We start from the raw sequence: 13,782 nt of genomic DNA, 5'->3' as shown, positions 1-13,782 counted from the left end.
GTTATCCGGTTTACCCCTGTCATCGGGCGCTCGGTGACAGGGTTTCTTTGCGAGTGGACCCACCATGACTGAAAACACCCAATATATGTCCGCTGCCGTTGCGGACGTCACGTCCGAGAGCGAAAAACGCGCGGCCCGCGATCACCGACACGACGCCTGGTTCCGGCGCACGATGCTGGCAGCGGCTCTGTTGGTGCTGCTGTTGCTGGCGAGCATCGCCGGCTCGACACTCTGGGGCGGAGCCCTGGCGTTCAAGACCTTTGGTTTCGAATTTCTTACCAGTACCGAATGGGATGCGGTCAACGGCCACTTCGGCGCGTTGGTCCCGATCTATGGCACCTTGGTGACATCCTTTCTCGCGCTGCTGATCGCCGTTCCGGTGAGCTTCGGCATCGCGATTTTTCTGACTGAAGTCGCGCCGCCCTGGTTGCGGATGCCGATTGCCTCCGCGGTCGAACTGCTGGCGGGCATTCCTTCGATTATCTACGGCATGTGGGGGCTGTTCGTCTTCGGCCCGTTCATGGCGGAAAACATGGCGCCCTGGATCAACGACAATCTGGGCGCCCTGCCTTTGATCGGTCCGGTGTTCCAGGGCCCGCCGCTGGGTATCGGCATGCTCACGGCCGGTATCGTGCTGGCGATCATGATCACACCGTTCATTACCTCGGTGATGACCGAAGTGTTCCGCAGCGTGCCGGTGGCGCTGAAAGAGTCGGCCTACGCCCTCGGCGGTACTACCTGGGAAGTGGTCTGGGACATCGTCCTGCCTTACACCCGTTCGGCGGTGGTCGGCGGCATCTTCCTGGGCCTGGGGCGCGCGCTGGGTGAAACCATGGCGGTGACCTTCGTACTGGGCAACGCCCACCAGTTTTCCGCATCGCTGATGCTGCCCAGCAGCTCGATCGCCTCCGTGATCGCTAACGAGTTCAGCGAGGCCTACACCGACCTGCACCGTTCTTCACTGATCGCCCTAGGCTTTTTGCTGTTTGTGGTCACCTTCATTGTGCTGGCGATCGCCCGTCTGATGCTCTCTCGTCTGTCGCGCAAGGAGGGTCTATGAGTAAGGTCGACAACGAAAACCTGTACCGGGCCCGCGCGATCAAGAACATGATTGCCATGGTCCTCAGTTGCGGCGCGACGGCCTTCGGTCTGCTGTGGCTGGTGTGGATTCTGCTGACCACGGTGATCAACGGTTTCGAGGCGCTGAACCTGCGCCTGTTCACTGAGATGACTCCGCCGCCGGGGTCCACGGGCGGCTTGGCCAACGCCTTTTACGGCAGCGTGCTGATGTCTGGCATCGGCCTGTTGATCGGCACTCCGATCGGTCTGATGGCCGGTATTTGGCTGGCTGAGTTCGCTCGCCACTCCAGATTGGGTAACGCGGTGCGCTTCATCAACGACATTCTGCTCTCGGCGCCATCGATCGTGCTGGGTCTGTTCGTCTATACCGCGGTGATCCTGCCGGTCAGCGCGCTGACCAACCATCAGGTCGGTTTTTCGGCCATCGCCGGTGCCCTGGCCCTGGCGTTGCTGGTGATTCCGGTCGTGGTGCGGACCACCGATGAAATGCTCCAGCTGCAACCCTCGACCATGCGCGAAGCCGCCCTGGCGCTGGGTGTGCCGCAGTGGAAACTGACGCTGCAGATCGTGCTGCGTGCGGCCAAGGCCGGTGTCGTGACCGGGGTGCTGCTGGCACTGGCGCGCATCACCGGCGAAACCGCGCCGCTGCTGTTCACCGCGTTCGGTAATCAGTTCTGGAGCAGCAATGTGCTCAAACCGATCGCAAGCGTTCCCGTGGTGATCTTCCAGTACGCGATGAGCCCGTTCGATGACTGGCATTCCCTGGCTTGGGCCGGCGCCTTGATTCTGACCTTGTTCGTGCTGTTGCTGAGCCTCAGCTCCCGTCTTCTCCTTTTGCGCAATAGGGCGTCCTGATGAACAACCTTTCCCTCGCCGACGAAAAAACCAAAATCCAGGTACGCGACCTCGAGTTTTTCTACAACGGCCATCGTTCGCTGAAGTCGATTGACATGAACATTCCCGAGAAGCGCATCACCGCGATCATCGGCCCTTCGGGTTGTGGCAAGTCGACCCTGCTGCGGGTGTTCAACCGGATCTATTCGATGTACCCGAAACAGGAAGCCAGGGGCGAAGTGATACTGAATGGCGAAAACATCCTCGCGCCGGGCTATTCGATGAACCGGCTGCGCAGTCACGTCGGCATGGTGTTCCAGAAGCCGGTACCGTTCCCGATGTCGATCTACGACAACATCGCCTACGCCGTGCGCCACCACGAAAAACTCTCGCGCCGCGAGATGGAAGAGCGCGTGGAGGAGGCCTTGCGCGGTGCTGCGCTGTGGGATGAAGTCAAAGACAAGCTCAAGCAGAGCGCGCAGAGCCTGTCCGGTGGTCAGCAGCAGCGTCTGTGCATCGCTCGCACCATCGCCCTGCGCCCGCAGGTCCTGCTGCTGGACGAACCGACGTCGGCGCTTGACCCGATCTCCACCGGCCGCATCGAGCAACTGATCACCGAACTCAAGGAGCAGTTCACCGTGGTCATCGTCACCCACAACATGCAGCAGGCAGCCCGCTGCTCGGACTACACCGCGTTCATGTTCATGGGCGAACTGATCGAACACGGCGACACCGACACCATCTTCACCAAACCGTCCAAGACCCAGACCGAAGACTACATCACCGGGCGTTTTGGCTGATCCTCAAGTGAGCGGCACCGGGGGGACGGTGATTTCCTCGCCCATGTAATGTTCCAGCTTCTTGCGCAACCAGCGCTCCGCAGGGTCGGTATCCATCACGCTCAGCCAGACCATCGACAACTCCAGGTTGGGCGTGATGAACGGCAGCGGCTCCCCACGCAGCAACCCCGACTTGTTCATCGCCACGGTCAAGTGATCCGGCAGGTTGCACAGCAGATCGGTCCCCGCCATCAAGGCCGGCAGCGTGCTGTATTGCGGTACCGACAGCACCGCCTGGCGCTTGCGCCCGATCGCCGCCAGCCACTCATCGGCGAAACTCGAAATGTTGGCCACATGAGACACCACCACATGGGGGCGCGAGCAGTATTCGTCGAGGGTGATCGGGTCAGGCGAAGTGTCGGCACGCACGACCATCGGCTGCACGCTTCGCAACAACTTGCGCTTGGCGTTGGCCGGCAGCTCACGGGTCATGCACACACCGACGGTGATCTCGCCGGACATGAGCAATTCCGAAACATTCCAGTAATTGACCTGCTTGATAACGATCACGATGCCCGGCGCTTCCTCGCGAATGGCCCGCAGCAGCGGCGGCAACAGGCTGTATTCGACATCATCGGACAGCCCGATGCGGAAAGTCATGTCGCTGCTGGCCGGGTCGAAATCGCGGGTCAGGCTCAAGGCCACCGACATGGCGTCCAGCGCAGGCGACAGGTGATTGATGATCTCCGTGGCCCGCGCCGTGGGTTCCATGCGATGGCCCACGCGGATGAACAGCGGATCGTTGAACAGCGCCCGCAGCCGGTTCAGCGCAGCGCTGATAGTGGGCTGGCCGAGGAACAACTTCTCGGCGGCACGGGTCACGTTGCGCTCTTGCATCAAGGTTTCGAATACCACCATCAGGTTGATATCGGCCTTGCGCAGCTCATTGCGATTCATAACTCGTCCCCGTTCCCCGACATGCTTCGCCCCTATACGTGAAAAAAGATGGCGAAATGATGGGCGACAGTTTATGGATCGCCGTTGCCCGGCGTCCAGCGTAACCGCATGTTTCGCGGACTGGTTGGTTAATCGGCCGCGGCGTTTTCGATCCTCAGACGGGACGTCATGGACGATACGGTTCACTGTGGGAGTGCGCTCTGACGCTCTAAGGATTCAGTTCCCTTCCCAATGAACTTCCAGCCAGCGGCGTCAGTCAGCATTTAAACGCTCACCATGAGGTTCGACATTCCATGCTGATTTCCTTGAAAGGCCAGGTCGCGCTGGTGACCGGAGCCAGCTCCGGCCTCGGCCTGGGCGCGGCGCGAGGGCTCGCCGCATCAGGCGCGGCGGTGGTGGTCAACTACCACTCCCAGCCCGAACCGGCACAGAAACTGGTGGATGAAATCCGGACAGCCGGCGGTCAGGCGATGGCCATCGGCGCCGACGTCTCGAAGGAAGAGGAGGTCGAAAAACTGTTCGCTGATACCGTCAGCACTTTCGGCCGACTGGACATTCTCATCGCCAACTCGGGGCTGCAAAAGGATGCGCCAATTGCCGAGCTGAGCCTGGAGGAGTGGAATACGGTCATCAACGTCAACCTCACCGGCCAGTTCCTCTGCGCCCGCGCCGCACTGCGACAGTTCGCCAGACAGGAAATCCGGCCGGACATCTCGCGCGCGCTGGGCAAGATCATCCACATGAGCTCGGTGCACCAGGTCATCCCCTGGGCCGGCCATGTCAATTACGCAGCCTCCAAAGGCGGCGTGGACCTGCTCATGCGCAGCATCGCCCAGGAAGTCGGCGAGCAGCGCATCCGCGTCAACAGCATCGCTCCGGGTGCGATTCGCACCGCGATCAATACCAAGGCCACCTCCGGCGAAGCCGAGCACAAACTGCTCAAGCTGATCCCCTATGGCCGGGTGGGCGAAGCCGAAGACGTCGCCAATGCGGTGGTCTGGCTGGCTTCCGACGCCTCCGACTATGTGCACGGCGCCACGCTGTTCATCGACGGTGGCATGAGTCTGTATCCGGAGTTTCGCGACAATGGCTGAGCCTATCCAGAGCACCCGAAGCACCCAGCCCGACCTGCGTGACGAAGCGCAAAATCATATCGAGAACCACGGCATCATTGGCGACATGCGCAGTGCCGCGCTGGTGGCCGACACCGGCAGCATCGATTTCTTCTGCTGGCCCGATTTCGACAGCCCGAGCCTCTTCAGCGCACTGCTCGACACACCCGATGCCGGAATCTTCCAGTTGTCGCCGATCTTGCCCGACGCACGCCGCCAGCAGCTCTACCTGCCGGAAACCAACGTGCTGATGACTCGCTGGATTGCCAGGGACGCGGTGGTGGAAGTCACCGACCTGATGCCCATTGCCTCGCAAGTCGATGACCTTCCCCGTCTGGTACGGCGGATTCACGTGCGCCACGGCACCGCGCGCGTGCGTATGGCGTGCCGGGTTCGCCATGATTACAGCCGCGCTGAAACCACTGCGCAGATGGACGCAGAAGACGTGCGTTTCGAAGCCCAGGGCCAGCCCGCCATACGGCTGTGTGCGACGGTTGAACTGCGTCTCGACGGGCAGGCTGCGGTCGCTGAGTTCGAGATGAAACACGGCGAAATCGTCGAATTCATGCTCGGCGGCGCCGACGATGAACAGGTCAAGGCCACTCATTGCGACTGCGACCTCAAGCGCACCGTGGATTACTGGCAGCACTGGAGTCGTCATTCCAACTACCGCGGCCGCTGGCGGGAAGTGGTCAACCGCTCCGCCCTGGCGCTCAAGCTGCTGACCTCGCGCAAGCACGGTGGAATCGTCGCCGCCGCCACATTCGGCCTGCCCGAAGAAAAGGGCGGTGCCCGCAACTGGGACTACCGCTACACCTGGATCCGCGACGCCTCATTCACCGTATACGCCTTCATGCGCCTGGGCTACACGCAGGAGGCCAACGCCTTCATGCATTGGGTACGCGAGCGCATGGGCGATTGCTGCGACGATTCGGCCAGGCTCGGCATTCTGTATTCCCTGGCCGGGCGCGAAGAACTGCCGGAAGAAGAGCTCACGCACCTGTCAGGCTACGGCGGCGCGACCCCTGTGCGTATCGGCAACGAGGCTTACAAGCAGACCCAGCTGGACATCTACGGCGAGCTGCTCGACGCGGTGTACCTTGCCAACAAATACGGTGAAGCGATTTCTCACGAAGGCTGGAAGCATACGACGCGGCTGGTCGATGAACTGTGCGAGAACTGGCGCAGCAAGGATGTGGGCATTTGGGAAATGCGCGGTGATGAGAAGCATTTTCTGCATTCGCGATTGATGTGCTGGGTCGCACTGGATCGTGCCCTGCGTTTGTCCCAGAAACGTTCGCTGCCAGCGCCGTTCGCACGCTGGGACAAGGAGCGCCAGGCGATTCATGACGACATCTGGGAAAATTTCTGGGACCAGGAACGCGGACATTTCGTCCAGCACAAGGGCAGCAAAAGCCTCGATGCCGCCATGTTGTTGATGCCGCTGGTAAGGTTCGTCGGCGCCAGCGATCCGAAATGGCTGTCGACCCTGGAAGCAATCGAACGCACGCTGGTGCGCGACGGCATGGTTTTCCGTTATCGCAACGACGATGACTACGGCGACGGCCTGGATGGCGAGGAGGGCGCGTTCGTCGCCTGCTCGTTCTGGTACGTCGAATGCCTGGCGCGGGCAGGGCGGGTGGAGCGGGCGCACCTGGAGTTCGAGCAGTTGCTGCGCTACGCCAATCCGCTGGGGCTTTACGCCGAAGAATTCGACACCCACGGCCACCATCTGGGCAACACGCCCCAGGCGTTGAGCCACCTGGCACTGATCAGCGCGGCCAGCTTTCTCGACCGCAAACTCGACGGCGGCCAGACCCTCTGGCAGCCCTGAACCGGAGAACGACGATGGCCCATGCGTTCAAGAAAGGCGATCACGTGCGCTGGAACTCGGACGTCGGGCAGATCGTCGGCGTGGTCACCCGGGTGCACACTCAGGACGTCGAATTCATGGGCCGCCACCGAACGGCCTCGAAGGAAGAACCTCAGTACGAAGTCAAAAGCGACAAGACCGGGCACGTCGCCATGCATAAGGAAGGGGCGTTGGCAAAAGCCTAATCACGCCAAGGTTGTTATGAGGCGCTAGCCACTTTTATCGGGCAGTTGAGAATTGAACGTTAGGTTCATTTGAAATAACCCATAGTGCAAAAAAAATATGGACCGAATTAAGCTTTTGTTTTTATTAAACAAACGTCGACGAGGTTGCCGTAAAGTAGTGGCGTGCTTGAACCAGAAGTTGGAGAGGTCAGACCATACTCAGTACTTGGCAATAATATTTTGAAAAAATTGCACGTGAATTTCTGGGCAGTGTTCAATGTCGAGTTTTATAAGTTGTACTCAGATGTATCTGTTGATTTTTACATAAGCACGGGAGGGTGCTGGCCCAATGACAAAATGGAAGCACTCGATGGCGCTAATAAGGTAGTCGCCAGTTATGCTATCACTGATCACGGAAAACCCTTCAACGTCAAGCTTGGTGGGGGGAGTTCAGTAATCAGGACGTTGCGTATCACCCTCATGCCCAGCGCAGCTCAGTACTGCCAACAAACCCTCTCCATATATAAGTTAACCATGCGCCGGTAACATTGTGTGTGATGCTACTGCCTTGCATACAGGGGGAGAGCTGCAGCTGAACACGCCTGATTAAGGGCGTCGTCAACAGTCGTCAGGGTGGGTAATGGCTGGTCATATCCCACCGCGACTTTGCCCATCAGACCGTGCCCAGCCTCTCACTTTGCCCGCAACTCATACCCTACCGGCAACGTCTCCAACGTAAACCGATCGGCTATCATCCCGCAGTAACTGGTCCTCGCCAGATACGCCCCCGGCCCTTTGAGGAATTCATCGATATTGGCCACCTCGTCACACGACTCGAACGTCCTTCCCTTGAGCATTCCGCTGGCCTGGGCCGAGCGCAGGGCGCCGTTGGGAGTCCAGTCAGCGATGATCAGCGCACCTTGCGGGGCGGATTTTTCGTAGCTGCGCACGAATTCCTCGGCGGAGCGATCGGTGAGGTATGGCGCCATGAAGTAGTGGATGTCGTCACGAAACGGCAGCGGTTCCTTGTGGATCGGCAGCTGGACGCCGCCGCTGGCATAGACTGCGAACACTGCCAGAATCACGACTGGTGCAACGACAGGTGAGGCATTGACCAGCCCTGCGGCGTTGCGCGGTAGCAGCGCTTGCAGCTGGATCACGCCGATGATGCTCAGCAGCACCGCGCCGGGCAGAAAGAAGGTGAAGCGGTCGGTGACGTTATAGGACACCGCGAAAATGAAGTCCATTATCGCCGCTGCCCACAGCACGCGCAGGGCCGGATTCTTGGGGAACAGCAGCAGGCCCACCAATTGCGGCCCGATCAGCGAGAGCATCAGCAGCACCACCGAGTTCTTCTCGTGCCACATCTCGTCGAAGCGGAACAGCGAACCCTGCCAGCTTTGTTCGGCGGTGCGGTCCGGGATGCCGATCAGATAGCGGTGGGCGATATCGATCAGCCCCAGGCCCCCTTGCATCTCGTTGAGGATGCCGGGAATCGCCACTGCGAAGCCCAGAACAAAACCGGGAATCGTGATCAGAATCCGCGCCTTGTGCTGCCACAACAGTTGCAGGTAAAGCGGGAACAGTACGATGAAGGTCAGCTGATGGATCGCGGCGGCAAGTCCGGTAAGCACGCCGATCAGAAACAGCGCCGGCAATACCCCCAGGCGTTGTTTGTCGCGGAACTGGATCATGTAGGCCAGGGTGACCAGCACAGTATGCAGTACGTAGACTTCGGCTTTGGTCGAGACCCAGAACACGCAGTGGCATAGCACGGCGGCGGCGATTGCCAACAGGGCCTGCTGATTGGTAGCCCCTACGCCCTTGGCCAGCCGGTAGATCGCCCAGCCCAGGGGAATCAGCAGCAGCGAATTCATGAAGCTCAGCACGTAAGGCCCGAAGCCTGCGAACAGCGCGGTCGTGACGAAAAGGTACAGCGGATGATCGAGCGGCCCCAGCGTCTGACTGAAGTACTGGCCCTGGGAGGCGTCGGCGAGGAACATGCCGTTGTCCATCCACTGGATCGGGCCGCTCGAGGCAAGAAAACTGGCAAGGATCGCTCCGATCGCCAACAGCAGGGGAATCAGAATCGACTCCCGATAACGTACGACTGCCACCATGAATTGCACTCCTGTCCCTTTTTTCGAATGAAGCCGGGCACACATAAACTTACTGGGCCGGTTGCCCTTCGGGCACCGTTTCGCCCTTGAGCTTGAATAACATCACTGCGCCAATGGCCACGGCAAACCACAGCGTGGCCAGGCGAATCAATACGGTCGCGGCGATGGCGTCGGCGCTGTTCATGCCTTTCCAGACCAGCAGCCCGACCATCACCGCTTCCGCGCCGCCCAGTCCGCCGGGCATGAAGCTCACTGCACCGGCCAGCATCGCCAGGGCGTAGACGAACACCGCGAACGCCAGCGGAATATCGGCGCCCATCCATTGCAGAATCCAGTCGAAGGCCAGCGCTTCGGCGCTCCAGGCCACCACGCTGAGTGCGGTCAAGCCGAGCAGCAGGCGCAGGCGATGACACTGCTGGGCGTGCACCAGCACTTGCAGCAGGTGACGCAGCAGCCCGATGACCTTGCCACCTTCGCTGGGCACCATCAGCATCAGGCGCTCCAACAGCCTGCGTTGCGATAGCACCAGCAGGCCGACCAGCACCAGGCTGACGCCAACCACGATCATCGGCATCGCCTCGGGGTACAGCGACAGGCCGAACAGGGTCAGCAGCACCACCGCGAACAGGTCCGAGAGCCGCTCGCTGAAGAACGCCGCGAAACTCTGCGGGTAGGGCACGCCCCAGCGTTTGAGCAGCACGCCACGCAGGGCTTCGCCAGCCTTGCCGGGGGTGGTGGTCAAAGCGAAGCCGGCCAGATAGATATTCAGGCTCGGGCGCCACGGCATGGGATGGCCCAGTACCTTGAGGTAGGTCTGCCAGCGCACGAAGCGCAGGCCGTAGTTCACCGAGGACATGAACAGCGCGATCACGATGCCGACGAAGCCGACCTCGCTCACCGCCGCGCCCACCGCGTGCCAGCCGCCCCACAGCGAAAACCCCAGATAGCCCAGCGCCGAGCCCACCACTGATAGCACCACGGCCCGGTAACGCCAGCCTGAGAGGTGCAACTGGTCGTTGGATACGCCTGCGCTCATAAATTCAGCCTCTTGAATACCGGCTGCGGAATCGAGCGGATGACCAGCATGATCACGGCCCAGAATCCGGGCGCGTATAGGGTCGGCACCTTGTTGGCGATGCCCTTGACGATGCGCTGCGCCACCTGTGCCGGTTGGGCGAGCAACGCGGCGGGCAACGACAAACCCTGAGTCATCGGGGTGTCGACGAAGCCTGGCTTGATGGTGGTGACATGCACGCCAACCTTGAACAGCCGCGCCTGCAAGCCTTCGCAGTAAGTCGAAACCGCTGCCTTGGCGCTGCCGTACAGATAATTGGAAGGGCGGCCGCGGTCAGCCGCCACCGAGGAGATGATTGCCAGACTGCCGCAGCGCTGGGTCTCGAACTGCATGGCCAGCACGGTCAGCAGGGCGATCACCGACGTGCAGTTGTTGGCGAATTCGCGCAGCGCCAGATTGACGTCGCGCTCGCAAGCCTTCTGATCGGGCAGGGTGCCGTGGGCGATCAAGGCGATGTCGATCTGACCCAGCGCGGTCAGGCAGCGGCCGAGCATCAACGGATGAGCGTCGATGTCGTTGGCGTCCATTTCGTGCAGGGTGACGTTCTTCGCGCCGCGGGCCTTGAGGTCGGCAGCGGTCTGTTGCAGCTTGTCGACGTTACGCGCGACCAGGAAAAAATCACTGCCTTCGCTTGCCCACAAACGGGCGCAGGCGGTGGCGATGGCCGATGTCGCGCCGATGATCAGCACTCTTTTCATAGCAGTTGTGTTCATAGCAGCACGCGGCTCCAGAAACGGGACATCAGGGAGGGATCGCGCAGCGCTTCCAGTCGTTCCCAGGCGGGGTACGCCCGACGAAAGTCCGCGCCGCTCATATGGGCATCCTTGGCCGGATACAAGCGGCCTCCCGCGGCATGGACGATGTCGTCCAGACGCGGGAATACAACGTCTTGCAGGTGCTCGCTCTGCGGGAAGTCCAGGGCCAGTGACGTGCCCGGCATCGGGAACGACAGCAGACCCGGCGAGAGGACATCGCCACAGCGCTTGAGCACCGCCAGAAACGAGCCTTGCCCGGCGTCGGCAATGGCCCGCAACAACTCCCCCATTGCCGCTTCGGCGTTGGCGGTGGGAATCACGCATTGATACTGCTGAAAGCCCCGGCGACCGTAGATGCGGTTCCAGTGCAGGATGCGATCCAGCGGATAGAAAAACGGTTCATAGGCACTGCGCCCGGTTTTGCGCTGGCTCGGATGCACCCGCCAATACAGATTGTTGAAGGCACTGAGCGATAGCTTGTTGATCAGCGAGACCGGAGGCGTGAGCGGCATGCTCAACTTTGCCCGGCGGCCGACTTCCAGCGAGCCGTATTGCGCGTGGTCGCCGACGATGAATACGCCGCGCCCGGTCTCGGCGCCTTTGGCCAGGCAATCGACCCAGGCCACGCTGTATTCGTGCTGGCCGTCGAGTTCATCCGAAAGCGCGAAGAATTCAGCCAGATTGTTGAAGCGTACCGTGGTGGTGTCGATCTGGCTGGCACGGATCGGCATCAGCTGCAGTTGCGCCCAGTGAATCACCCCGGTCAGTCCCAGGCCACCGATGCTGGCCGAAAACAGCGCGGCATTGACGCCGGGCGCGCAGATCATCTCCGGCTGACCTCGGCGCAGCAGGCCGAAGCTGAGCACATGCCGGCCGAAGGTGCCGCGAACGTGATGGTTCTTGCCGTGCACATCGTTGGCAATGGCGCCGCCCACGGTGGCGAACTGAGTCCCTGGCGTCACGGGCAAAAACCAGCCTTGGGGAATGGCGACGCTCAGCACTTCGGCCAGGGTAATGCCAGCCTCGACCTTGAGTACGCCATTGGTCCAGTCCGCTTCGATCAACCGGTCCAGCGAGCGCATGTGCAGCACCTGATCGCTCGCCGCCAGGCAGCTGTCGCCGTAGCTGCGGCCATTGCCGTAGGGCAGGCTGCTGCCGTGATCGTCAATCACCCGGTCCAGGTGAGCGGGCAGTTCGTCGAGCCACCCGCAGCTGTGACCACGCTGCGGACTACGGGGAAACCGTCCCCAGGAATACAGGGGTGTACTCATGCGGCGATCCAGAACATCAGCAGGAACACCGCGCCGATCAACTGACTGGTGCGATCACGGATGGCGAACACCACCGGATCTTCGTTCATTTGCCCGCGATGGGTCAGCATCCACACGCGAGTGACCCAGAACAACAACAGCGGACAGGCCAGCCAGATCACGTGGGGGGTGACGTACAGCGAGGTGGTATTGGCGTCCTGGATGTACAGCGCCAGCACCATCACCGCCAGATAACCGGACGAGGCGCCGAGCGAGGCGATCATGTCCAGATCCCCAGGGTAATAGCCACGACCGCGGGCGAGGGTGTTCACCTCCCGGGCACGAGCATCGCGCAGTTCGGCGTAGCGCTTGACCATGGCCAGGCTTAAAAAGATGAACATCGAGAACGCCAGAATCCAGAAGGTCAACGTCAGGTTGAACGCTGCCACCCCGGCGATAATGCGTGCGGTGTAGAGCATCGCCAGCACGATCACGTCCCAGGCCATCAGCCGCTTGAGCTTCAGCGAATACGCAAGGGTCAGCCCATAGTAGGCGGCCATGACTGCCGAGAACTGCCAGGGCAACAGCAGCAATGCCGAACCGAACGCCGTGATCAGCAGGGTCGGAACCAGAATCAGCCCGGCCTTGATCGACAGTCGCCCGCTGGCAAACGGCCGGTTGCATTTGCTTTTGTGGTGTCGGTCGTCGCCCAGGTCCAGCAGGTCGTTGAGAACATAGACGCTGGAAGCGCAGAGGCCGAAACAGAGGAAGGCGAAGATCCCGTCGCGCATCAGCTCGAACTGGGCCAGGCGATGAGAGGCCAGCAGCGGCACGAAGATCAGCGCGTTCTTCAGCCATTGATGCATGCGCATTGCCTTGCGCCAGTCGCGCAGGCTGGCGGTGTTGGTGCGGATGGTGGGCTCGACCTGGGTCATGGCCACGACTCGCGACTCGACCCCGGAATCAGGATTGACCACATAGGCCTGACGCGAGACTTTCCAGATTGGCAAATCATCTTTGGAGTTGCCGATATAGTCGAAGCCGCCTTCACCGTAATGAGCAACTAACAGGTCGCGCTTGTTATTACCGGACAAGTTGCGTTGGGCGTTAGAGGCCAATACCAGATCGAATAGTTGTAAATGTTCGGCGATGCGCTCGGCCAGACTTACATGACTGGCCGTGGCCAGGACAATCAACCGCCCGGTGGCTTTTTCGGCATGAATCATTTCGATGATCTGCGGGTCATAAGGCAACACCGAGACGTCTATTTCCGTCTCCAGTGCCAAGCCTTCCTTGAGCGCCGCCTTGCCGTTGAACAGCCAGCCGAACACGCTGAAAACCTTCAATGGCTTGCTTCTGACGAAGGCCATGGCGGTTTCCATCAACAAGTCCGAACGCAGCAGCGTGCCGTCCAGATCAACAACCAAGGGTGGGAAAGTTTCTTGAACTCGTCCCTGAATTCTCGCCATGTCGGATGCTCCTATGGGGATCGACCTGACTATAAACAAAAACCTATTTTTACAACTTTATTTAAATTAAAGAGTCCTTCCGTTGCCGTCGGGCATTTGGCGTCAGAATAAAACAGGGGTGGGTGGCTGACTTTGAACATTGCGCGCTTCAATATTGAAACATCAGACGCCAGTTGATTGGCGACCAACTAATGACAGCTCGCTTTCACGCTTCGGGCCAGAAACCCCAGGACCCGAAACGGCGCTGTCCGTGTAGCCCAGACCACAGCGGATGTCATAATGACCACGTTTTCGCGTCTGACCGTGCTCTGGAG

Annotated in this window: 12 protein-coding genes; 6 read left to right on the top strand and 6 right to left on the bottom strand. The window is 60.6% G+C overall.

What is annotated here, in order from left to right; translation table 11 throughout:
* Positions 1-64 precede the first annotated feature (64 nt).
* Genes pstC through pstB form a run of 3 tightly spaced genes read left to right on the top strand, consistent with a single transcriptional unit; the run spans position 65 to position 2,714 of the window.
* Entirely contained in the window at positions 65-1,060 is a 996-nt protein-coding gene (gene pstC, locus CE491_RS17400; protein WP_110949570.1) for a phosphate ABC transporter permease subunit PstC, read from the top strand.
* Positions 1,057-1,935: a phosphate ABC transporter permease PstA gene (gene pstA / locus CE491_RS17395; RefSeq protein ID WP_110949569.1), complete on the top strand. Its 879-nt coding sequence runs from the start codon at positions 1,057-1,059 to the stop codon at positions 1,933-1,935. The genes pstC and pstA overlap by 4 nt, the downstream gene beginning before the upstream one ends.
* The gene (gene pstB, locus CE491_RS17390) at positions 1,935-2,714 is read left to right on the top strand and encodes a phosphate ABC transporter ATP-binding protein PstB (protein WP_110949568.1); all 780 of its coding nucleotides are present in this window, start codon (positions 1,935-1,937) and stop codon (positions 2,712-2,714) included. Before pstA ends, pstB begins: the two co-directional genes overlap by 1 nt.
* 3 nt (positions 2,715-2,717) lie before the next feature.
* Here pstB and CE491_RS17385 read toward each other — a convergent pair whose 3' ends face one another.
* The gene (locus tag CE491_RS17385; RefSeq protein ID WP_110949567.1) at positions 2,718-3,650 is read right to left on the bottom strand and encodes a LysR substrate-binding domain-containing protein; all 933 of its coding nucleotides are present in this window, start codon (positions 3,648-3,650) and stop codon (positions 2,718-2,720) included.
* Between the two features lie 293 nt (positions 3,651-3,943).
* Between CE491_RS17385 and CE491_RS17380 the strand changes: the two genes are divergently transcribed.
* From CE491_RS17380 to CE491_RS17370, 3 genes are read left to right on the top strand one after another with little or no spacing between them, the layout of a single operon-like run.
* Entirely contained in the window at positions 3,944-4,744 is an 801-nt protein-coding gene (locus CE491_RS17380) for an SDR family oxidoreductase (protein ID WP_110949566.1), read from the top strand.
* Positions 4,737-6,596, top strand: coding sequence for a glycoside hydrolase family 15 protein (locus CE491_RS17375; RefSeq protein WP_110949565.1), 1,860 nt, complete (start codon positions 4,737-4,739; stop codon positions 6,594-6,596). Before CE491_RS17380 ends, CE491_RS17375 begins: the two co-directional genes overlap by 8 nt.
* Before the next feature lie 14 nt (positions 6,597-6,610).
* Entirely contained in the window at positions 6,611-6,820 is a 210-nt protein-coding gene (locus CE491_RS17370) for a hypervirulence associated TUDOR domain-containing protein (protein ID WP_110949564.1), read from the top strand.
* Positions 6,821-7,491: 671 nt separating this feature from the next.
* Here CE491_RS17370 and CE491_RS17360 read toward each other — a convergent pair.
* The 5 genes from CE491_RS17360 to CE491_RS17340 are packed head-to-tail and all read right to left on the bottom strand — an operon-like array spanning position 7,492 to position 13,468.
* Positions 7,492-8,919, bottom strand: a complete 1,428-nt coding sequence (locus CE491_RS17360; RefSeq protein ID WP_110949562.1) for a DUF2723 domain-containing protein — start codon at positions 8,917-8,919, stop codon at positions 7,492-7,494.
* Positions 8,920-8,968: 49 nt separating this feature from the next.
* Positions 8,969-9,955: a lysylphosphatidylglycerol synthase transmembrane domain-containing protein gene (locus CE491_RS17355; RefSeq protein WP_110949561.1), complete on the bottom strand. Its 987-nt coding sequence runs from the start codon at positions 9,953-9,955 to the stop codon at positions 8,969-8,971.
* Positions 9,952-10,692: an SDR family oxidoreductase gene (locus CE491_RS17350; protein ID WP_110949560.1), complete on the bottom strand. Its 741-nt coding sequence runs from the start codon at positions 10,690-10,692 to the stop codon at positions 9,952-9,954. Before CE491_RS17350 ends, CE491_RS17355 begins: the two co-directional genes overlap by 4 nt.
* Before the next feature lie 11 nt (positions 10,693-10,703).
* Entirely contained in the window at positions 10,704-12,020 is a 1,317-nt protein-coding gene (locus CE491_RS17345) for an FAD-binding oxidoreductase (RefSeq protein ID WP_110949559.1), read from the bottom strand.
* A complete protein-coding gene (locus CE491_RS17340; protein WP_110949558.1) occupies positions 12,017-13,468 on the bottom strand; it encodes a UbiA family prenyltransferase in 1,452 nt (483 codons plus the stop codon). The genes CE491_RS17345 and CE491_RS17340 overlap by 4 nt, the downstream gene beginning before the upstream one ends.
* Positions 13,469-13,782 lie beyond the last annotated feature (314 nt).

Source organism: Pseudomonas bohemica (genome assembly GCF_002934685.1).
Taxonomy (GTDB): Bacteria; Pseudomonadota; Gammaproteobacteria; order Pseudomonadales; family Pseudomonadaceae; genus Aquipseudomonas; species Aquipseudomonas bohemica.
Note: the sequence above shows the minus strand (reverse complement) of the source record. Positions and strands in the feature narration are given on the sequence as shown.

Bases quoted from the DNA above. Each gene is read 5' to 3' on its own strand.
- pstC (WP_110949570.1), top strand. From the start codon at position 65: ATGACTGAAAACACCCAATATATGTCCGCTGCCGTTGCGGACGTCACG.
- pstA (WP_110949569.1), top strand. From the start codon at position 1,057: ATGAGTAAGGTCGACAACGAAAACCTGTACCGGGCCCGCGCGATCAAG.
- pstB (WP_110949568.1), top strand. From the start codon at position 1,935: ATGAACAACCTTTCCCTCGCCGACGAAAAAACCAAAATCCAGGTACGC.
- CE491_RS17385 (WP_110949567.1), bottom strand. From the start codon at position 3,650: ATGAATCGCAATGAGCTGCGCAAGGCCGATATCAACCTGATGGTGGTA.
- CE491_RS17380 (WP_110949566.1), top strand. From the start codon at position 3,944: ATGCTGATTTCCTTGAAAGGCCAGGTCGCGCTGGTGACCGGAGCCAGC.
- CE491_RS17375 (WP_110949565.1), top strand. From the start codon at position 4,737: ATGGCTGAGCCTATCCAGAGCACCCGAAGCACCCAGCCCGACCTGCGT.
- CE491_RS17370 (WP_110949564.1), top strand. From the start codon at position 6,611: ATGGCCCATGCGTTCAAGAAAGGCGATCACGTGCGCTGGAACTCGGAC.
- CE491_RS17360 (WP_110949562.1), bottom strand. From the start codon at position 8,919: ATGGTGGCAGTCGTACGTTATCGGGAGTCGATTCTGATTCCCCTGCTG.
- CE491_RS17355 (WP_110949561.1), bottom strand. From the start codon at position 9,955: ATGAGCGCAGGCGTATCCAACGACCAGTTGCACCTCTCAGGCTGGCGT.
- CE491_RS17350 (WP_110949560.1), bottom strand. From the start codon at position 10,692: ATGAAAAGAGTGCTGATCATCGGCGCGACATCGGCCATCGCCACCGCC.
- CE491_RS17345 (WP_110949559.1), bottom strand. From the start codon at position 12,020: ATGAGTACACCCCTGTATTCCTGGGGACGGTTTCCCCGTAGTCCGCAG.
- CE491_RS17340 (WP_110949558.1), bottom strand. From the start codon at position 13,468: ATGGCGAGAATTCAGGGACGAGTTCAAGAAACTTTCCCACCCTTGGTT.